At 71.1% G+C, this 18,275-nt stretch carries 13 protein-coding genes and 1 pseudogene; 5 read left to right on the top strand and 9 right to left on the bottom strand.

All coding sequences use genetic code 11. From position 1 onward, the window contains the following. Positions 1 to 76 precede the first annotated feature (76 nt). From ABWV53_RS01135 to ABWV53_RS01125, 3 genes and pseudogenes are all read right to left on the bottom strand, one after another. Positions 77 to 2,974, bottom strand: coding sequence for a nitrate reductase (locus ABWV53_RS01135; RefSeq protein ID WP_353362064.1), 2,898 nt, complete (start codon positions 2,972 to 2,974; stop codon positions 77 to 79). Positions 2,975 to 3,133: 159 nt separating this feature from the next. Continuing rightward, positions 3,134 to 4,402: pseudogene (locus ABWV53_RS01130) on the bottom strand (NAD(P)/FAD-dependent oxidoreductase); the annotation flags it as partial. Between the two features lie 403 nt (positions 4,403 to 4,805). Further along, positions 4,806 to 5,183 (bottom strand): Hsp20/alpha crystallin family protein, encoded by a 378-nt coding sequence (locus tag ABWV53_RS01125; protein WP_353362062.1) that lies wholly within the window; start codon positions 5,181 to 5,183, stop codon positions 4,806 to 4,808. Positions 5,184 to 5,453: 270 nt separating this feature from the next. Here ABWV53_RS01125 and ABWV53_RS01120 point away from each other — a divergent pair, with 270 nt between their 5' ends. Further along, positions 5,454 to 6,161 carry a DUF2242 domain-containing protein gene (locus tag ABWV53_RS01120; protein WP_353362060.1) on the top strand — a complete coding sequence of 236 codons (708 nt, stop codon included), beginning with the start codon at positions 5,454 to 5,456 and terminating at the stop codon, positions 6,159 to 6,161. Between the two features lie 151 nt (positions 6,162 to 6,312). Continuing rightward, on the top strand, positions 6,313 to 7,608 hold the full coding sequence (locus ABWV53_RS01115) for a branched-chain amino acid ABC transporter substrate-binding protein (protein WP_353362058.1): 1,296 nt from the start codon (positions 6,313 to 6,315) through the stop codon (positions 7,606 to 7,608). A gap of 38 nt (positions 7,609 to 7,646) precedes the next feature. Here ABWV53_RS01115 and ABWV53_RS01110 read toward each other — a convergent pair whose 3' ends face one another. The 5 genes from ABWV53_RS01110 to ABWV53_RS01090 all read right to left on the bottom strand — a co-directional run bounded on the left by ABWV53_RS01110 (position 7,647) and on the right by ABWV53_RS01090 (position 14,295). Beyond that, positions 7,647 to 8,795: a YihY/virulence factor BrkB family protein gene (locus ABWV53_RS01110; RefSeq protein ID WP_353362056.1), complete on the bottom strand. Its 1,149-nt coding sequence runs from the start codon at positions 8,793 to 8,795 to the stop codon at positions 7,647 to 7,649. 256 nt (positions 8,796 to 9,051) lie between these two features. Then, positions 9,052 to 10,137, bottom strand: coding sequence for a lytic murein transglycosylase B (gene mltB, locus ABWV53_RS01105; RefSeq protein WP_353362054.1), 1,086 nt, complete (start codon positions 10,135 to 10,137; stop codon positions 9,052 to 9,054). Continuing rightward, on the bottom strand, positions 10,134 to 12,191 hold the full coding sequence (locus ABWV53_RS01100; RefSeq protein WP_353362052.1) for a transglutaminase TgpA family protein: 2,058 nt from the start codon (positions 12,189 to 12,191) through the stop codon (positions 10,134 to 10,136). Before ABWV53_RS01100 ends, mltB begins: the two co-directional genes overlap by 4 nt. 106 nt (positions 12,192 to 12,297) lie before the next feature. Beyond that, positions 12,298 to 13,332 (bottom strand): DUF58 domain-containing protein, encoded by a 1,035-nt coding sequence (locus ABWV53_RS01095; RefSeq protein ID WP_353362050.1) that lies wholly within the window; start codon positions 13,330 to 13,332, stop codon positions 12,298 to 12,300. Between the two features lie 42 nt (positions 13,333 to 13,374). Further along, positions 13,375 to 14,295 (bottom strand): AAA family ATPase, encoded by a 921-nt coding sequence (locus ABWV53_RS01090; RefSeq protein ID WP_353362048.1) that lies wholly within the window; start codon positions 14,293 to 14,295, stop codon positions 13,375 to 13,377. Between the two features lie 38 nt (positions 14,296 to 14,333). Here ABWV53_RS01090 and ABWV53_RS01085 point away from each other — a divergent pair, with 38 nt between their 5' ends. Beyond that, entirely contained in the window at positions 14,334 to 15,293 is a 960-nt protein-coding gene (locus tag ABWV53_RS01085) for a histone deacetylase family protein (protein WP_353362046.1), read from the top strand. Between the two features lie 44 nt (positions 15,294 to 15,337). Further along, positions 15,338 to 16,162 (top strand): enoyl-CoA hydratase, encoded by an 825-nt coding sequence (locus tag ABWV53_RS01080; protein WP_353362043.1) that lies wholly within the window; start codon positions 15,338 to 15,340, stop codon positions 16,160 to 16,162. 66 nt (positions 16,163 to 16,228) lie between these two features. On the opposite strand, the gene ABWV53_RS01075 is transcribed toward ABWV53_RS01080, so the two are convergent. After that, positions 16,229 to 16,678 (bottom strand): winged helix-turn-helix transcriptional regulator, encoded by a 450-nt coding sequence (locus ABWV53_RS01075; protein ID WP_353362041.1) that lies wholly within the window; start codon positions 16,676 to 16,678, stop codon positions 16,229 to 16,231. Positions 16,679 to 16,871: 193 nt separating this feature from the next. On the opposite strand from ABWV53_RS01075, the gene ABWV53_RS01070 reads away from it, so the two are divergent. Next, on the top strand, positions 16,872 to 18,044 hold the full coding sequence (locus tag ABWV53_RS01070; RefSeq protein ID WP_353362039.1) for an MFS transporter: 1,173 nt from the start codon (positions 16,872 to 16,874) through the stop codon (positions 18,042 to 18,044). Positions 18,045 to 18,275 lie beyond the last annotated feature (231 nt).

Raw genomic sequence — 18,275 nt, 5'->3', positions numbered from 1 at the left:
CAGATAACCGTTCGTTATATGTCGCCCTTTGCTGGTGGTCGGTGGTTGGGGTGGTGGCTGCGTGGCGGGTGGGCGGTCAGGCCGGTTGCAGCGCGGCCACTGCGGCCTCGGGCTGCGGGGCCGGCGCTGCCGGTTCGATGGCCCGTACCATGCGCTTGAGTTCGGGCACGCAAGAGCCGCACTGCGTGCCGCAGCGCAGCGCGCCCTGCAGCTGCCCCAGCCGCTCGGCATCGCTGCCATGGCAGGCCGCCAGTTGCTGGGTGATGGCGACGTCGGTCACGTTGAGGCACACGCACACCGCCTTGCCGCGCGACTGCACCGCCACAGGCGGCACGGTGCTGGGTACCAGCAGCAGGCGGCGGTAGGCGTCGGCGGGCAGCTCTTCCTGCAGCAGCGTGCGCATCCAGCCGCCCGAGCGGGTGTCGCCCCCGAGCAGCACGGCCTCGAGCGTGGTGGTGGCGGTGTGGGCGGTGTCGGTGCCGGCCGTGGGGCACGACAGCTTCGCCGCACGGTACTGGCCGCGCCCGCGGTCCACGTAGCGCACCGCATCGGGCACGGCCAGGCCCAGCAGGCTCTCGATGCGGGCGAGCAGCTCGCCCGCCGGCGCTTCGTGCGCCGCGCCGCGCAGCAGCACGCCGGTGCGTGGCCCGGCATCGCCGCTGCCCGCGCTGGAGAAGGGCACGCAGCTGGCGAAGGGCAGCTCGCGCATCAGCGCCGCCAGTTGCTGGCGCACGGACAAAGCCTGCGCCTGCGGCAGCCACGCCATCGCCAGCAGGTTCCAGGGCAGTTCGGCCTTGGTCACCTGCACGGCCGCGTGCTTGAGTTCGGGCTGCTTGGAGCCCGGGCAGAACTGCGAGGTGGTGAGCGCGTTCACGCCGGCGAGCGGCTCGCCGGTGGCCGAGCGCCCGCTGAGCGCTTCGCTGCCCCAGTGCATCGCCATGAAGACCTGCTGCGGCGCCAGCGTGGCGTCGGGCTGCACCGGCACCACGATGGCGCCGCGCTTGGATGCCACCTGCACCAGTTCGCCCCCCTGCCAGCCGCGCTGCACCATGTCGTCCGGATGCATCTGCAGGCTGGGCTCGGCCGCATGGCCGAACAGGCGCCCCAGCGTGCCGGTGCGGCTCATGCCATGCCACTGGTCGCGCAGCCGGCCGGTGGTCAGGCTGAACGGGTAGCGCGACTCACGCGGCTCGGCCAGGGGCTGCCAGGCGTGGGCGGCGAAGCGGGCGCGGCCGTCGGCCGTGGGGAACACGCCGTCCTCGTACAGGCGTTCGCGGCCGGTGGCCGCGCCCTCGGGCAGCGGCCATTGCTGCGGGCCGCGGGCCTCCAGCAGATCCCACGACAGGCCGGTGATGTCCAGGTCGCGCCCCCGCGTGCTCTCGCGGTGCTCGTTCCAGATGGCTTGCGCGCCCGCCGCCGCATCGGCCGTGTCGTACGGGAACAGCGTGGCGGCGCCCGGGCGCAGGCGCTCCTCGAGCCGCTGCGCGAACTGCACGGCGGCCACCCAGTCGTGGCGGGCCTCGCCCGGCGCGGGCACGGCCGGGCGCACGCGAGAGATGCGGCGCTCGCTGTTGGTGACGGTGCCGACCTTCTCGCCCCAGCTGCTGGCGGGCAGCAGCAGGTGGGCGTATTCGCAGGTGGCGGTGGTGGCGAAGGCCTCCTGCACCACGACGAATTCGGCGCGTTCCAGCGCACGGCGCACGGTGGCCTGGTCGGGCATGCTCTGCGCGGGGTTGGTGCAGGCGATCCAGAGGGCGCGGATCTCGCCGTCGGCCGCGGCCTGGAACATCTCCACCGCCGTCTTGCCGGGCTTGGCGGGCACGTCGGCCACGCCCCAATGGGCGGCGATTTCGGCGCGGTGCCCGGCATTGCCCAGGTCGCGGTGGGCCGACAGCAGGTTGGCCAGGCCGCCCACCTCGCGCCCGCCCATCGCATTGGGCTGGCCGGTGAGCGAGAACGGCCCCGCGCCCGGGCGGCCGATCTGCCCGCAGGCCAGGTGCAGGTTGATGAGCGCGGCGTTCTTGGCCGTGCCGCTGCTGCTCTGGTTCAGGCCCTGGCAATAGAGGCTGAGCGTGGGCCGGCGTGCGCCCGGGGCCGCGCCGTCCACGCCCGCGAACCAGCGCGCCGCGGTGACGATGTCCTCGGCCGGCAGGCCGCAGACCTCGGCCGCACGGGCGGGCGTGCAGTCCTGCACCAGCGTGCGCAGCGCGTCGAAGCCGCTGGTGTGCCGGGCGATGTAGCCGGCGTCCACCCAGCCTTCGCGCAGCATCACGTGCAGCATGGCGTTGAACAGCATCACGTCGGTGCCGGGCAGCAGCGGCAGGAAGAGGTCGGCCGTGCCGGCCGTGTCGGTACGGCGCGGGTCGGCCACGATGACCTTCATGCCCGGGTTGGCGGCGCGCGCGTCCTCGATGCGCCGAAAGAGGATGGGGTGCGCCCAGGCGGCGTTGCTGCCGGCGATGAACAGGCACCCGGCATGGTCCACGTCGCCGTAGCAGGCGGGCGGCGCGTCGGCGCCCAGCGTGGCCTTGTAGCCGGCCACCGCGCTGCTCATGCACAGGCGCGAATTGGTGTCGATGTTGTTGGTGCCGATCAGGCCCTTGGCCAGCTTGTTGAAGACGTAGTAGTCCTCGGTCAGCAGCTGGCCCGAGACGTAGAAGCCCACCGCGTCGGGGCCGTGGCGTTCGATCACGTCGCCGAAAGCGCGGGCGGCCGTGTCCAGCGCAGCGTCCCAGCCCACGGCCTGCAGCGCGTCGCCGTGCCGGGCGCGCCACTGCGGGCGCAGCAGCCGCGTCTGCAGCGTGACGGCGGTGCTGGCCGTGAGGTGCAGGGTCGAGCCCTTGGTGCAGAGCCGGCCGAAGTTGGCCGGGTGGTCCGGGTCGCCGCGCACGCCGGTGATGGCCTGGCCGTCCGACTCGATGATGACGCCGCAGCCGACGCCGCAGTAGGGGCAGGTGGAACGAGTGGCTTGCATACGGCGTGGGGGTGTGATTGAGAGTGTTTTAAGGCTCTGGCGCTGGTCGGCAAAGGGCCTGGTGCTATGTTTTTGGTAGCTATGCGTGTGTCAGGCCCGGTGCGCTGCGACCGGGGCCGGGCTCGGCTGCGCCGCTGCCCGCAGCGCCTGGGCCACGGGCTCGCCGAACATCAGCGCATCGCGGATCTCGTCGATCGTCCGGCCTTCGCGCAGCAGGTTCCAGTACCAGCTGCCGTCGGCCGTGTCGCCGTAGAGGCAGGCGCCGACCAGCTTGTCGTCCTTGACCACGAGCTTCTTGTAGATGCCGCCGGCCGGGTCGCTCATCACGATCTCCTCGGTGCCGTCGCCGCCCTGGAAGTCGCCCGCGCTGAACAGGTCGATGCCGGTCACCTTCAGCTTGGTGGAGACCCGCGAGCCCTGGTAGCGGCCGATGCCGTGCTGCGCCAAGTGGTTGGCCAGCACCTTGCCCTGCTCGAACAGCGGCGCCACCAGCCCGTAGGCCACGCCCCGGTGCGCGGCGCACTCGCCCACGGCGTAGATGCGCGGGTCGGTCACGGTCTGGAGCGTGTCGCTGACGACGATGCCCCGGGCCACGTGCAGGCGCATCTGCTCGGCCAGCCGCGTGTTGGGGCGGATGCCGACCGCCATCACCACCAGCTGGGCGGGGATCTCGCGGCCGTCCTGAAAGCGCACGGCGCGCACGCGGCCCGACTGGCCATCGCCCGCAAAGGCGCCGCCATCACCCGCGGAGGCGCCGCCATCGCCGTCACCCAGCAGCGCCTGTGTCTGCGCATTGAGCAAAAAGCGCAGGCCGCGCTGCTCCAGCGCCTGCTGCAGCAGGCCGGCGGCGGCATGGTCGAGCTGGCGGTCCAGCAGCCAGTCGCCCACGTGCACCACGGTCACGTCCATGCCCCGCTTCATCAGGCCGTTGGCGGCCTCCAGGCCCAGCAGGCCGCCGCCGATCACGACGGCCTGCCGGTAGCGGGACGAGGCGGCGATCATGGCCTCGGTGTCGGCGATGTCGCGGTAGGCGAGCACGCCCTCCAGCTGGTGGCCGGGCACGGGCAGGATGAACGGGTTGGAGCCGGTCGCCAGGATCAGCCGGTCGTAGGCGGCCGCGACCGGCTGACCCGCCGCGTCGGTGGCATGCACCACGCGGCGCACGCGGTCCACCTCGGTCACCGTGCAGCCGCTGTGCAGGGCGATGCCGTGTTCGGCATACCAGCTCCAGTCGTTGAGCACGATCTCGCCCAGCGTCTGCTCGCCCGCCAGCACGGGCGACAGCAGGATGCGGTTGTAGTTGGGGTGGGGCTCGGCGCCGAAGACGGTGATGTCGTAGAGGTCCGGCGCGATACGGAGCAGCTCTTCGAGCGTGCGCACGCCGGCCATGCCATTGCCCACCAACACCAACCGGGGTTTCTTCGTCATCGACATCGCTTGTGCGTCCCACGTCAGGCCAAAAAAAAGGCGCCCCGCACGGGACGCCCGGCCTGGCCGGCCGGATGCCCGTGGGGACGCCTTCGTCCTGCCGGCCATCCCTCCTGCATCGGAGGGGGCTGGCGGTGTGGCCACCGAGGCCACGGCGGGTTTCAAGCAATGGGTGTGCCAGTGCCGGTGCGAACGCTCATTGCCGGGGTGAAAAGTGCCGCCAGCGCTTGCCGATAAAGCGCAAGTAGCTATCTATTTCATAGCAATCCGAGTGAAGCCGCAGCGCCCGGTGCACGCAGCGACTGCACCGCCGAGGTGCGGTGGCCGGCCCCCGGCCCACGAAAAAGGGGTGACCGCAGCCACCCCTTTGCAAGACCTTGCAACGACCCGCCGTGCACGCGCGTCAGCCGATGGCCAGCTGCGTGGCGCGGCTCACCGGCACCACCTTGGCCAGCACCAGCGTCAGCACGCCGTTTTCCAGCTTGGCGGAACTGGCTGCGGCATCGATCTCGTCGGCCAGCTCCCAGGCGCGCTGAACCTGGCGGGGTGCGCCTTCCACGCTGGCCAGGCGCACCTGGTTGCCTTCGATGGTGATGGAGAGCTGCTCGCGTGCCAGGCCGGGCACGTCGATCTGCAGGGTGACGGCGTTGTCGTCCTGGCTGACCTGCACCCCGGCGGCGGCCGGCGCGGCCAGGGTGGTGTGAAGGAAGCGCTGCAGTGCCTGATCGGCATGGCGGGCGGGGTGGAAACTGGCGCGGCGTACGACGGGTGCGAAAATCATGACTGACTCCTGATGATGAATGTTCGCGGCACTTGATCTCATTTGGTGTGTGATCGATGGATTTGTCTGCCGCTTGCATCGAACATGCGACCAGGTTTCGGCTTTTCAAGAGCCGCCCTGGTGCGGGCCGTTCGGCCGCCGCAAGCAGCCCGGTGAACCTGTGCGCGTCAGACCGCTCTGACGGAAATTGCCGCAGTCCTTACACGTGGACGCGGCGCGCCACCGCTTCCCCCGCCGGCACAATGCTGGCTCTGACAGGAACCTTTGCCCATGACCCTTTCGCACCGTCCCCGTCAACTGATTCGTCGCCCGGGGTCCCGCCCCGGTACCGCCCTCGCCGCCATCGCGTGCGCGGTGCTGGCGGGCTGCGCCAACATTCCCGACGCCATGCCCGGCCTGAACGGCGCCACCCGGTTCGACCCGGACGATTTCGACAGCGTCAGCGTGCACACCCGCCACATCAACGCGCCGCAAAAGCAGGCGTGCGAAGCCGCTCGCCGTGCCTTGCTCAGCCAGGGCTATCTGGTCAACACCGCCTCCGATGAAGTGGTGGCGGGCCGCAAGTATTTCCAGCCCTCCAACGACATCCACTACGAAGTCGAGATGCGCGTGGTCTGCGCGCCCGAAGGCCCCGACATGGGGCGCACCGCCGCCTTCGCCAGCGCGTTGCAGGACCGGTACGTCATCAAGAAGATCAACAACTCGGCGTCTCTGGGTGTGGGGGCGTTGGGCTCGCTGTCGCTGCCCGTGTCCGCATCGGACGACACCCTCGTCAAGGTCGGCAGCGAAACCGTGACCGACAAGCGCTTCTACGAACGCTTCTTCCAGCTGTTCGACCGCTATGTGCGGCCGGCGCCGCCGCCCGCGGCCACCGCCACCGGCGTCACGCCCATGGTGGCGCGCCCCGAGCCGCTGCCCGAAGAACGCCTGCCACCCGATTCGGCCCCGGCGCCGGCAGCGGCAGACGCCGCCCACTGATCCGGGCGCGCGCGCAGCCCTGTCGCTGCGCGCTCCGGGGGCCGGCGGCCCACGGCGCCGTCCGCGCAGCATCACAGGCGCGGCTACACTGCGCCGCCCCGGCCCGCGCCCTGCGCCGGCTGCCCTCGTCTCGCCGTCGGATTTCTCTGCCATGTCGTTCCCTCTGTCCCGTCGCCAGGGCCTGCGCGCCAGCGCCCTCGTCCTGGCATGCGCCGCCTTTCCCGGGTGTTCAGCCGCATCCCTCGCTGGCCCCCAGGCCGCGCCCATCCAGGTCGCGCTGATCGAAAGCCTGTCCGGCCCCTTCGCCAATACGGGCGAGGCCGTGTTCCGCAACGTGCTCTGGGCCACCGAGCGCGTGAATGCCCGCGGCGGCGTGCCGCTGCCGGGCGGGGCGCGCCCGCTGGTCGTCACCCGCTACGACAGCAAGGGCCAGAACGAAGAGGCCCTGTCGGCCCTGCGCGCGGCCATCGACGATGGTGCGCGCTTCGTCCTGCAGGGCAACTCGTCGGCCACCGCCGCCGTGCTGATCGACGCCATCGGCAAGCACAACGACCGCGACCCGGCCCGGCGCGTCGTGTTTCTCAACTACTCGGCGGTCGACCCGATCCTGACCAACGAGAAATGCAGCTTCTGGCATTTCCGCTTCGACGCCCATGCCGACATGCGCATGGCCGCGCTGATGGAAGTTATCCGCGAAGACAAGGCGCTCAAGGGCGCGTATCTGATCGGCCAGGACTACAGCTTCGGCCAGGCCGTGCTGCGCGAGGCCAAGAAGCAGCTCGCCGCCCAGCGCCCCGATGTCGCCGTGGTCGGCGAAGAACTGCACCCCGTCGGCCGCGTGAAGGACTTCGCGCCCTACGCGGTGAAGATCAAGGCCAGCGGCGCGCAGGCCGTCATCACGGGCAACTGGGGCAACGACCTCACCCTGCTGGTCAAGGCCGCCCGCGAGGTCGGCTTTGACGGCATGTTTTACACCTTCTACGGCAACGCCCTGGGCGCCCCGGCAGCGCTCGGCGACGCCGGCGTCGGCAAGGTGGTAGCCGTGGCCGACTGGCTGCCCAATGTGCCCACGCCGCAGAGCGAAGCCTTCTACCGCGCGTTCCGCGAGCGCTTTCCCCGCGCCGCCGACGACTACGTGCACATGCGCATGCAGCTCATGGTGGAAGCGCTGGCCCAGTCCATCGAGCGCGCCGGCACGGTGGACGCCCTGGCCGTGGCGCGCCAGATGGAAACCGCCCAGGTCCAGCTGGCCGGCCAGTCCGGCCGCATGCGCGTGGCGGACCACCAGTTCCAGCAGGGGCTGGTAGTGGGCGTGATGGACAAGCAGGGGGCGCCGGGCGTGCAGTTCGACGTGGAAGGGTCGGGGTATGGGTTCCGCGTCGTGCGGCGGATCGGGGCCGAGCAGGCGGAGCAGCCGCACAGCTGCCGCATGCAGCGGCCGGCTTGATCAGCGCAGCGCCTCGGTGCTGCCCTGACGGCCTGTTCTCACCGGCGCCCTGTGGCGTTGCGGTTCTGCCGTGCGTTCGGCTTGGTGTGCTTGGACCGGCGCATTTGCTTTTCCAGCCACCGCTCCAGCAGCCACTGCCCCAGCACCAGCGCCGCCCCCATCGCGACCTGGGTGGGCGGCGGGAAGTCCGAGTGCCGGACCACCGGCGCGGCGGGCAGGGCTTCGTCCACCCGCTGGCTGATGCGGGCGGGCAGGGCGGCCGGTGGCTGGGCCGTCGCAACGGCGCCGTCTTCTGCCCCCCGCTGCGCAGGATGGTCTGCGCCCGCTGGCGTGGCCTTCAAGCGATGGGACCCGTATTCCGTCGCATACACCTTGGTGAATTCCGCCCCCAGCAGAAAGATCTGCGCGGCGTAATACACCCAGATCAGGATCACGGCGATGGAGCCGGCCGCCGCGTATGTCGAACTCACGCCCGCCTTGCCCACGTAGAGGCCGATCAGCACCTTGCCCAGCTCGAACAATACGCCGGTGACGATGGCGCCCACCCAGACGTCGCTCCAGGCGATTTTGGTGGAGGGCATGAACTTGAAGATCATGGCGAACAGCACCGTCTCCACCGCGAGCGAGATGCAGATGTTCAGCACGAACAGCACCACGTCCCAGCCGGGCAGCAGCGACGAGAAGTAGGTGCCGATGGCCGCCATGGCCGCGCTGATGGTGAGCGAGGCCATCAGCATGAAAGCCAGGCCCAGGATCAGCCCGAACGACAGGAAGCGGGCGCGCAGCAGGCCCCAGAGGCCGCTGGGCTTGGCTTTTTCCGGCACGTGCCAGATGCGGTCGAGCGCGCTCTGGATCTCGGCGAACACGGTGGTGGCGCCGACGATCAGCAGGGCGATGCTGAGGCTGGTGGCCACCACGCCTTCCGTGGGTTCGCGGGCGCTGCTGATCAGGCCCTGGATGGCCTGCGCGCCGTCGGCTCCCACCAGGCCGGAGATTTGCCCCTGCAGCGAGCCGCGCACGGCCTCGTCGCCGAAGACGTAGCCCGCCACGGCGATGACGATGACCAGCAGCGGGGCGATGGAGAACGCCGTGTAGTAGGAGATGGCCGCGCCCATGCTGGGCGCGTAGTCGTCCACCCAGGCCGAGACGGATTTGCGGGCGATTTCGTAGACGGTGGAGGGCTTCATGTCGGGCAGCGCGGGAGCGAAAGGACGAGCGGAACGAACCAGCCAGCGCAGCGCAGGGCGGCCGGCGGGCCGGTGCACTCGTCGCCTGGTGGGTGGCTGCCTTGTTTCTAACCAGCGCACCACTGCGCGGCTGTAGGCGGGCAGGAAGCCGCCGCGTCGGCGCCAGAATCGCCTGACGGTTGTTGACGCTGCTTGAGGACCTCCGCACGCAACACCGCGCGGCGTCCCCTTCCCGCTCGATCCGTGCAGAACTTCCCTAACGGCCCCGCGCCGCCGCCACCTCGCGGCCCAGCGCGTCGACGGCGAGGGCGTAGTAGCTCGACCAGTTGTAGCGCGTGATGGCGTAGAAGTTCTCGGTGCCGATCACATAGGTGGGCGTGTCGCCGCCGTTTTGCAGTTCGACCAGGGCCAGCGGCCCGGCGTGTGCCGCGCCCGCGCCCAGCGGCGTGGCGCCCAGCTCGGCCATGCGCGTGGCGGTGAAGGTGGGCAGGATGTCGGGCGCGAGCAGGGCGGGCAGCTGCAGCCGGTCCGGCTCGAAGCGCACGTCGTACCAAACGGGCATGCCGGTCTGCCAGCCGTGGCCCTTGAAGTAGTGGGCGACCGAGCCGATGGCGTCGGCCGCGCTGTTCCAGAGGTCGATGCGGCCGTCGCCGTCGTAGTCGACGGCATAGCGCACCCAGCTGGACGGCATGAACTGGCCCAGGCCCATCGCGCCGGCGTAGCTGCCGCGGGGCGTGAAGGGGTCGGTGCCGGTGCGGTCCATCAGGCTCAGGAACTGCTCCAGCTCGCCCCGGAAGAAGGCCCGGCGGTCGGCGGCGCGTGGGTGCGCGTCCGGGAAGTCGAACGACAGCGTGGCCAGCGCGTCCATCACGCGGAAGCCGCCCATCTGCTGGCCGTAGATGGTTTCCACGCCGATGATGCCGACGATGACCTCGGCCGGCACGCCCCACTCCTGCTCGGCGCGGGCCAGGGTGGCGGCGTTGTCCTGCCAGAAGCGCACCCCGGCGCGGATGCGGATGGGCTCCACGAAGCGGCTGCGGTACACGCGCCAGTTCTTGGCGGTGGCGCCGCCCGGCGCGGGCAGCATCAGCTTGGGCACCTGCGGCAGCAGCCGGGCCTGGCCGATGGCCTGCCGCACCCATTCGCGGTCGAGGTTGCGGCGTGCGGCGATGTCGTCGGCGAGGGCCATCGCGTCGGCCCGGCTGGCATAGAGCACGGGGGCGGCAGCGGCTGCAGCGGCGGCCTTCTTCTGCCGGGGTTGCGGGGCATTTTGGGCTGCGGCGCCGATGGATATTGCGCAAGCAGCTATGAAAAGAAGAGCGTTCCTGGCGGCGAGGGTCATGAAGGATGCGGGACGGGGCCGGCCGCCGTGCGCGGCCAGGGCAGGGTGCGGAAGTCGCGTTGCAGGGTGGCCAGCGCGCCGGCCGGTTGCGCCGCATAGCGCACCTGCTCCATGCGCAGCAGCCAGTCGGCGATGGGCGCGGCCGGCGCGCCGAAACGGTCGCGCACCTGGCCCGCCATGGCGCGGGGCGGCAGGTGCGCGGGCAGGGCCACCCCGGCGCGGGCGAGGCGGCGGCGGGCGCGGGCCAGCAGGCGCAGCCAGGGGTCGTGCTGGCTGCGGTCCCACCAGCTCCAGGCGACGCCCGCCAGCGCCACGATGGCCACCAGGCCGGCCAGCACGCGCCCCAGGTCCTGCCAGCTGGGCGATTCGACGCCCAGGGCGCGCAGCAGGTCGAGCTGGCGGCCCTGGGTGTAGTTCAGCACCCACTGGTTCCAGCGGTTGTTCACGGCCTCCCACGCGGCGCGCAGGTTCTGGGCGAAGCCCGGCGCGATCACCGCGTCGAATGCGCTGCCGAGGGCGCCACGCGGCGCCTGCAGCCTTTGGTAAGCACCCACACGGCCGGGCGAGACGGCGCCCGTCGGGTCGACCCGCACCCAGCCGCGGCCTTCCAGCCAGACCTCGCTCCAGGCGTGGGCGTCGGCCTGGCGCACCGTCCAGTAGTTGTCGAAGCCGTTGAGCTCGCCGCCCTGGTAGCCGGTGACGATGCGGGCGGGCACGTCCAGCGCGCGCATCAGCACCACGAAGGCCGAGGCGATGTGCTCGCAGAAACCCGCCTTCGCGTCGAACCAGAATTCGTCGGCCGTGTGCTGGCCGTAGACGCCCGGCTCCAGCGTGTAGGTGTAGCCGCCGGTGCGCAGCCGCTCCATCGCCGCGTCGATGAAGGCCTGCGTGCCCCCTGCGGCCAGGGCCGGGTCGGCCCGCATCTGCGCGGCCAGCGCCAGCGTGCGCGGGTTCAGGCCGGCAGGCAGCTGCACGTAGGGCTGCATCTGGCGCGTGCGCTGCCGCGGCCCGTGGCTGAAGTCGACGTGGCTTTCGGCGCGGTAGCGCAGCACTTCGCCGACGGCTCGGTTGGCCATCCAGTTCAGCTCGGGCGTCATGAAGGCGCGGGTGCCGGGCGGCAGCTCGGGCGCGTCCTGCGCGGCGTCCAGCGTCAGCAGCCAGGGCTGGCGGGTGGGTTCCAGCGTGACCTCGTAGCGCACCGGCTCGCCGCGCACCTCCAGCTGCGCCGGAGCGGGCGAGGCCGGCATGACGCCCGCCATGCGCGGCTGCATCAGCGACGACCAGTCGCGCCCGTCGAACACCGTGAGAACCGGGCCGCGAAAGTACAAATCGCGCTGCGGCGGCGGCTGGCCGCCGGGCGTGTCGAAGCGCACGCGCATGGCCACGCCTTCGTCCAGCACCAGGCTGGCGATGTTGCCAATGCTCATCTCGCCCGACAGGCCGCTGCGCCCGCGCGCCTCGTCGGCCGGCATGCCCCATAGCGGCGCCATGCGCGGAAAGAGCAGGAAGAGCGCCAGCATGATGGGTGCGCCCAGCAGCGCCATGCGCGCCGCCATGCGCATCGACTGCGCGAGCGGCGGCCGGCCCACCGGCAGGTGCGCGTTCACCAAGGCGGTGAGCAGGCCGAGCAGGGCGATCAGCATCATCGCCGCCGTGACCAGCGACTGCGACACGAAGAAGCTGCTGAGCAGGGTGAAGAAGCCCAGGAAGAAGATCACCATCGCGTCGCGCCGGGCGCGCAGCTCCAGCGTCTTGAGCGACAGCAGCACGATGATGAGCGTCACCCCCGCTTCGCGGCCGATGATGGTGCGAAACGTGAGGAGCGTGAGCCCCACGCCCAGCGCCAGCAGCGCGCCGGTCAGCCAGCGGCTGGGCAGCGGCCGGCCATGCCAGGTCAGCCAGCCGCGCCAGGCCAGCACGCCGGCGGCCAGGGCGGTGGTCCAGCCGGGCAGGGTGGGCAGTTGCGCGGAGATCACCCAGGCGATGACGGCCAGGAGGAAGAGCGTGTCGCGGGTGTCGCGCGGCAGGCTGGCGAGGGTCTGGCGCAGGCTCATGGGCGTGCCCCGCCCGGGGTCGTGCGGCGTTTGCTACCGAATACATAGCTGTCCGCGTTGTTTCCATCGGCGCTGGAGCCGGATTTTCCATGCAGTGCGAGGGCGTTCATGACAGCGCCAGCGCCTCCAGGCAGCGGCGGCGGTGGGCGGCGCCGGTGTCGGGCGCCAGTTCCACGCCGGGCAGGCGCAGGCCGTACTCCACGCCCAGCCGGTCGGCCTGGATCACCCAGGCCGCCAGCCGCGACAGGCGCGCCTCGGGGTCGGCCAGGCTGGTGACGGCCGGGTCGAGCCACAGCTCCTGCCGCTGGGCCTGCTGCGCGTCGCGGCTCACCAGGTCGTCGGTGCCGGTGGCCAGCGACTTGGCGGCCTTCTTCCAGACCACCAGCTTGAGCGGGTCGCCCCGGCGGTAGGCGCGCACGCCGTCGAATTCGCCGATGCCCTGCGCCGGCGCGCTGCCCGCGCCGCCCGCGCGCGGCTCCCCGGCCGGCAGCGGGGGCGGGGGCACTTCGGGCTGCGGATAGACCAGCACCTGCGCGGCCGGCCGCCAGATCGTCCAGACGCGGAAGGTGCCGAGCGGAAAGCGGGTTTCCGCCGTCAGCGCGGGCACGTCGTGCAGGCCGCGCCGCGTGGGACGGAAGGCCACCTGCACGGTGGCGCGGCCGGCCGCCGGGACGTCGGTCCACACCCACTGGCGGCTGCCGTGCACCGCCACGGCGATGCCATGGCGCGGCGTGGCGCGCTCGCTGCTCAGCTGCACCTCGAAGGTGGCGCTGGTACCCAGGAACTGCGGCTCGGGCGCCGCCAGGTGCAGCGTCAGCCCGCGCAGCGTGCCGTGGCAGATGTGCATGCCGGCCACCGCGCTGCCCGCCAGCAGGAAAGTGAGCAGATAGCCCAGGTTGAGCTGGAAGTTGATCGACGCCACCAGCAGCACCAGCAGCGTCAGCGCCAGCATCCAGCCCGCCCCCGTGGGCAGGATGTAGACGTTGCGCTGCGTCAGCGTGACGGTGTCGGTGCGCGGCAGGCGGCTGTGCCACCACTGCTGCCAGCGCCGGGCGACGGGCGCGAGAGGGCCTGCGCGGCGCGGGCGTGCCGGGGCGGCACCGGGGGGCGCGTGCGGGTGGGCTTCGAGCGAAGGCGGCATGCGAAGGGGGTGGGTCGTCGAGCTGGGCGGTCACTTGCCCGGTCAGGGCAGCGGCACCGCGTCGACCATGGCGCGCACCTGCTCGACCGCGCCGCGCCCCGCGTCGCCCACCGGCACCAGCCGGTGCGCCACCGTCTGCGGCAGGATGGCCTGCACGTCGTCCGGCGCCACGTAGTCGCGCCCGGCGATCAGCGCCTGCGCCTTGGCGGCGCGCATGAGCGCGATGCCCGCGCGCGGCGACAGGCCCTGCAGGAACCAGCGGCCCGAGCGGGTGGCGGCGATCAAGTCCTGCACGTAGTTCAGCAGCGGCTCGGCGGCATGCACAGCCAGCACCTGGCGCTGCAGCTCGGCCAGCTCGTCCTGCGACAGAAGCGGCAGCAGGGTATCCACCATCTCGCGCCGGTCGCTGCCGGCCAGCAGCAGGCGCTCGGCCGCCCGGTCGGGGTAGCCGATCGAGATGCGCATCAGGAACCGGTCTAGCTGCGACTCGGGCAGCGCGAAGGTGCCCAGCTGGTCGTGCGGGTTCTGCGTGGCGATGACGAAGAAGGGGTGGGGCAGGGCGCGGGTCTCGCCTTCCACCGACACCTGCTTCTCTTCCATGGCCTCCAGCAGCGCGCTCTGGGTTTTGGGGCTGGCGCGGTTGATCTCGTCGGCGAGCAGCACCTGTGCGAACACCGGGCCGGGGTGGAAGACGAAGGATTCACGGCCGCGCTCGTACACCGACACGCCGGTCAGGTCGCTCGGCATCAGGTCGGCGGTGAACTGCACGCGGGAGAACTGCAGCCCGAAGGTGCGCGACAAGGCATGCGCCAGGGTGGTCTTGCCGACGCCCGGAACGTCTTCGATCAGCAGGTGGCCGCCGGCCAGCAGGCAGGCCACGCAGTCCTGGATCTGGGCCGATTTGCCCACGATCACCGTGTTAAGCTGGTTCAAAAGCGACTGGATCTTGGGCTGTGCGTGCATGGCACTGACGTTATCCGAAAAAGAAACGAGACGAGCCAATGACTGTGGGTAAAACGGGCTATTTCACTCACCGCGATTGCTGGAAGCACGAAATGGGCGCCGGCCACCCGGAATGCCCCGCCCGGCTGGATGCCATCGAGGACCGCCTGCTGGTCACCGGCGTGGCCGACGCGCTGGAGCGCTACGAGGCGCCGCAGGCGTCGCTCGCCGACATCGAACTGGCGCACGACCGCATGTACGTGGCCTCGCTGCGCGGGCTGACGGACCGCCTGGTCGAAGAGCAGCAGGCCGGCGGCCCGGCCCACGCGCAGATCGACACCGACACCTCCATCAACGCCCATACCTGGGCCGCATCGCTGCGCGCCGCCGGCGCCGCGCTGGCCGCCACCGACGCGGTGATGGCGGGCGACATCGAAAACGCCTTCTGCAGCGTGCGCCCACCCGGCCACCACGCCACGCGCGGGCAGGCCATGGGCTTCTGCTTCTTCAACAACGTGGCGGTGGCGGCGCGCTATGCGCTGGAGCGCTACCAACTCCGGCGCGTGGCGGTGGTCGATTTCGACGTGCACCACGGCAACGGCACCGAGGACATCCTCTCGGGCGACCCGCGCGCGCTGATGGTCAGCATCTTCCAGCACCCCTTCTTTCCGTACAGCGGCGACGTGGACCCGGCGCCCAACATGCTCAACGTGCCCGTGCCGGCCTACACCAAGGGCATGGACGTGCGCGAGATCATCGAGATGATGTGGATGCCGCGCCTGGAGGCGTTCAAGCCCGAGATGATCTTCGTGTCCGCCGGCTTCGACGCCCATCGCGAGGACGACATGGGTCAGCTGGGCCTGACCGAGCAGGACTACACCTGGATCACCCAGCGCATCAAGGACGTGGCCAGGCGCTTCAGCAAAGGCCGCATCGTCTCGTGCCTGGAGGGCGGCTACATGATGGACCCGCTGGCGCGCAGCGTCGAGGCGCACATCCGCGTGCTGGCCGATCTCTGACGGCTCCCGTGCGGCCGACCGGCCGCCCCTTTCCATCGCCCGCCATGACCACCACCACCCCCGCCCATTCACCCCTGCGCACCGACCGCGACGCCCGCGGCGTCGTCACCCTCACGCTGGCTGACCCGGCCCGCTTCAACGCGCTGGGCGAGCCCATGCTGGCCGCGCTGCAGCAGGCGCTGGACGCCATCGCCCGCGACGAGGGCGCCCGCGTTGTGGTGCTGGCCGCAGAAGGGAAGGCCTTCTGCGCCGGCCACGACCTGAAGGCCATGGCGCAGCGGCCCGAGCAGGCCTACTACCAGAAGCTGTTCGCGCAGTGCAGCCGGGTGATGCTGGCCATCCACCGCCTGCCGGTGCCGGTGATCGCCCGGGTGCAGGGCATCACCACGGCCGCCGGCTGCCAGCTGGTGGCGCAGTGCGACCTGGCCGTGGCCAGCGAGACGGCGCGCTTCGCGACCAGCGGCATCCACTACGGCCTTTTTTGCGCCACGCCCAGCGTGCCGCTGGTGCGCAACATGCCCGCCAAGCAGGCCATGGAGATGCTGCTGACGGGCGACTTCATCGACGCCCGCACCGCGCAGGCGCAGGGGCTGGTCAACCGCGTGGCGACGCCCGACGGGTTGGATGCCGAAGTCGAATCGCTGGTCGCCGCCATCCTCGACAAGCCCCGCGCCGCAGTGGCCATGGGCAAGGCCCTGGTCTACCAGCAGCGCGAACTGGGCATCGACGCCGCTTACCAGCTGGCCGGCCAGGCGATGGCGCTGAACATGATGGACGAGGCCGCGCAGGAAGGCGCCCGCGCCTTCGCGGAAAAGCGCGTTCCGGCCTGGAAGGCCGTGGGCGAAACGCCGCCTTTGGCAGCGCGCTGATTCCCAGGGCCGCCCGCAGCGGTGGGTGTGTGCCACCAGCGGCCGTGTGCTCCGCCATGCGCCGCCTCAGTCCCCGATCTTGCGCACCTCCGTGCCACCTGGCGTCAGCACGCTGCCATCCTTGGTGCTGGGTGTCATGAGGCGGACCGGGTCACCGGTGTTGCGCTCAATCAATACCGAGTGACGTTCTCCCGGCTGGAACAGGTGCTGTTCCCCCCATTGCCTCAGGGCCACGACGACGGGAAAGAGGCTGTTGCCCTGCGGCGTCAGCACGTACTCCTGATACGCCGAGCCGTCCGACGCCGGCTGCAGCGCCAGGATGCCAGCCTCCACCAGCCGGCGAAGCCGGTCGGACAGGATATTGCGTGCGAGCCCCAGGCTGCGCTGGAAATCGCCGAAGCGGCGGATGCCGTCGAATGCATCGCGCACGATGAGCAGGCACCAGCGGTCACCCACCACGGCAACGCTGCGTGCGACGGGGCAGGAGCTTTCGTTCAGGGGTTCGCTGGTGGGCATGTGGGCGGGGCGAGTGGATCGCGCGGGGCAGGGTGGAGGGGTGGGTAATCAGGTTGCATTTTAAAACTGCACCCTCTAGCATCCGTCTGGTTTTGTTTTAAAACCAGAATGGATGCCTGTCATGCCTCTTGCCGATCCGCCCCAGCCACCAGCCGCCGAGTGCTCCGATGTGCCAACTCCAGCTTGTGCCCCCATGCCGTCCGGGGTGGTCCGCCTCTTCGCGGCGGCGGGCGGGCTGGGCGTGGCCGGCGTGTACTACGCCCATCCGCTGCTCGACGCGTTGGCGCGGGATTTCGGTATCGGCCCGGCTGCGATCGGCGCCGTGGTCACCGCCACGCAGGCAGGCTGCGCGCTGGCCCTGGTGCTGCTGTTGCCCCTCGGCGACCGCGTGGACCGCCGGCGGCTCATGGCGGTCCAGTGGCTCGGTCTGGCCGGCGCCCTGGTCCTGGTGGGTGTCGCCCGGTCTTCTTCGATTCTGCTGTCGGGGATGCTGCTGGTGGGGCTGCTGGGCACGGCCATGGCGCAGGGGATCGTCGCCTACGCAGCCAGCGCGGCCGCGCAGCATGAACGCGGTCGCGTGGTCGGGGCGGCCCAGGGCGGCATCTTCATGGGTCTGCTGCTGGCCCGGGTGTTCGCAGGAGCAGTGTCCGATGTGGCGGGCTGGCGGAGCGTGTATCTGGGCGCCGCGGCGTTGCTCGCAGCGCTCGCGCTGCCGATGTGGCGGCGGCTCCCCGCCGCCGGCGCGGCGGTCGACGGATCTTCCTATCCGCGCCTCATCCGCTCGATGTTTGCCTTGCTGCGCGACGACCGCGTGCTGCAGGTGCGCGGCACGCTCGCGCTGCTGATGTTCGCGGCGTTCAACATTTTCTGGAGCGCCCTGGTGTTCCCCTTGAGCACGCCGCCCTTCGGCTTCTCCCACACCGCCATCGGCGCTTTCGGCCTGGTCGGCGCCGTCGGCGCCCTGGCGGCGGCGGGCGCGGGGCGCTGGTCGGACCGGGGCCATGGCGAGCGGGTCAGCGCCGCAGCCCTGGTGGCGCTGCTCATCGCATGGTGGCCGCTGTCGATGCTGGAGCAATCGCTCGCCGCCCTGGTGATCGGAATCGTGCTGCTCGACCTGGGCGGGCAGGCCCTGCACGTCACCAACCAGAGCCTGATCCTGCGGCACGGCGCGCAGGCGCACGGCCGGTTGATCGCCGCCTACATGCTCTTCTACGCCGCCGGTAGCGGCCTTGGGGCGATCGGCTCCACCGCCATGTATGCGCATGCCGGCTGGCAGGGGGTGTGCGTGCTGGGCGCAGCCGTCAGTCTGGTCGCGCTGCTGTTCTGGAGGGTGACGCTCTCGGGCGGGCCTTCGGGGCGGCGTTAGGGCAACGCTGAATAAGCCCCTCGCGCGCGGCGCATCTCTGCCGGAGGCGGTCTGCTGCGTTGCCGATCCTCGCAATAGCTGCGGCTCTTGCTGCGGCTATTGCTGCGGTTGGCGCCTTGCAGCCCTTCCTTCGAGCAGAGCGCGCCGCATCGCCGGGACTTGTTCAGCGCTGCCTTAAGCTTCCAGGCTCTCCGGCCGGGAACGCAGCTGCGTCCCGCCCCGCCATCACCC

The sequence above is a fragment of the Acidovorax sp. FG27 genome (genome assembly GCF_040365715.1).
In the GTDB taxonomy this organism is placed as follows: domain Bacteria; phylum Pseudomonadota; class Gammaproteobacteria; order Burkholderiales; family Burkholderiaceae_C; genus Paracidovorax.
Note: the sequence above shows the minus strand (reverse complement) of the source record. Positions and strands in the feature narration are given on the sequence as shown.

What these genes read in the sequence shown, in the direction of transcription:
- ABWV53_RS01135 (WP_353362064.1), bottom strand. Translation starts at nt 2,974, where the DNA reads ATGCAAGCCACTCGTTCCACCTGCCCCTACTGCGGCGTCGGCTGCGGC.
- ABWV53_RS01125 (WP_353362062.1), bottom strand. Translation starts at nt 5,183, where the DNA reads ATGATTTTCGCACCCGTCGTACGCCGCGCCAGTTTCCACCCCGCCCGC.
- ABWV53_RS01120 (WP_353362060.1), top strand. Translation starts at nt 5,454, where the DNA reads ATGACCCTTTCGCACCGTCCCCGTCAACTGATTCGTCGCCCGGGGTCC.
- ABWV53_RS01115 (WP_353362058.1), top strand. Translation starts at nt 6,313, where the DNA reads ATGTCGTTCCCTCTGTCCCGTCGCCAGGGCCTGCGCGCCAGCGCCCTC.
- ABWV53_RS01110 (WP_353362056.1), bottom strand. Translation starts at nt 8,795, where the DNA reads ATGAAGCCCTCCACCGTCTACGAAATCGCCCGCAAATCCGTCTCGGCC.
- mltB (WP_353362054.1), bottom strand. Translation starts at nt 10,137, where the DNA reads ATGACCCTCGCCGCCAGGAACGCTCTTCTTTTCATAGCTGCTTGCGCA.
- ABWV53_RS01100 (WP_353362052.1), bottom strand. Translation starts at nt 12,191, where the DNA reads ATGAGCCTGCGCCAGACCCTCGCCAGCCTGCCGCGCGACACCCGCGAC.
- ABWV53_RS01095 (WP_353362050.1), bottom strand. Translation starts at nt 13,332, where the DNA reads ATGCCGCCTTCGCTCGAAGCCCACCCGCACGCGCCCCCCGGTGCCGCC.
- ABWV53_RS01090 (WP_353362048.1), bottom strand. Translation starts at nt 14,295, where the DNA reads ATGCACGCACAGCCCAAGATCCAGTCGCTTTTGAACCAGCTTAACACG.
- ABWV53_RS01085 (WP_353362046.1), top strand. Translation starts at nt 14,334, where the DNA reads ATGACTGTGGGTAAAACGGGCTATTTCACTCACCGCGATTGCTGGAAG.
- ABWV53_RS01080 (WP_353362043.1), top strand. Translation starts at nt 15,338, where the DNA reads ATGACCACCACCACCCCCGCCCATTCACCCCTGCGCACCGACCGCGAC.
- ABWV53_RS01075 (WP_353362041.1), bottom strand. Translation starts at nt 16,678, where the DNA reads ATGCCCACCAGCGAACCCCTGAACGAAAGCTCCTGCCCCGTCGCACGC.
- ABWV53_RS01070 (WP_353362039.1), top strand. Translation starts at nt 16,872, where the DNA reads ATGCCGTCCGGGGTGGTCCGCCTCTTCGCGGCGGCGGGCGGGCTGGGC.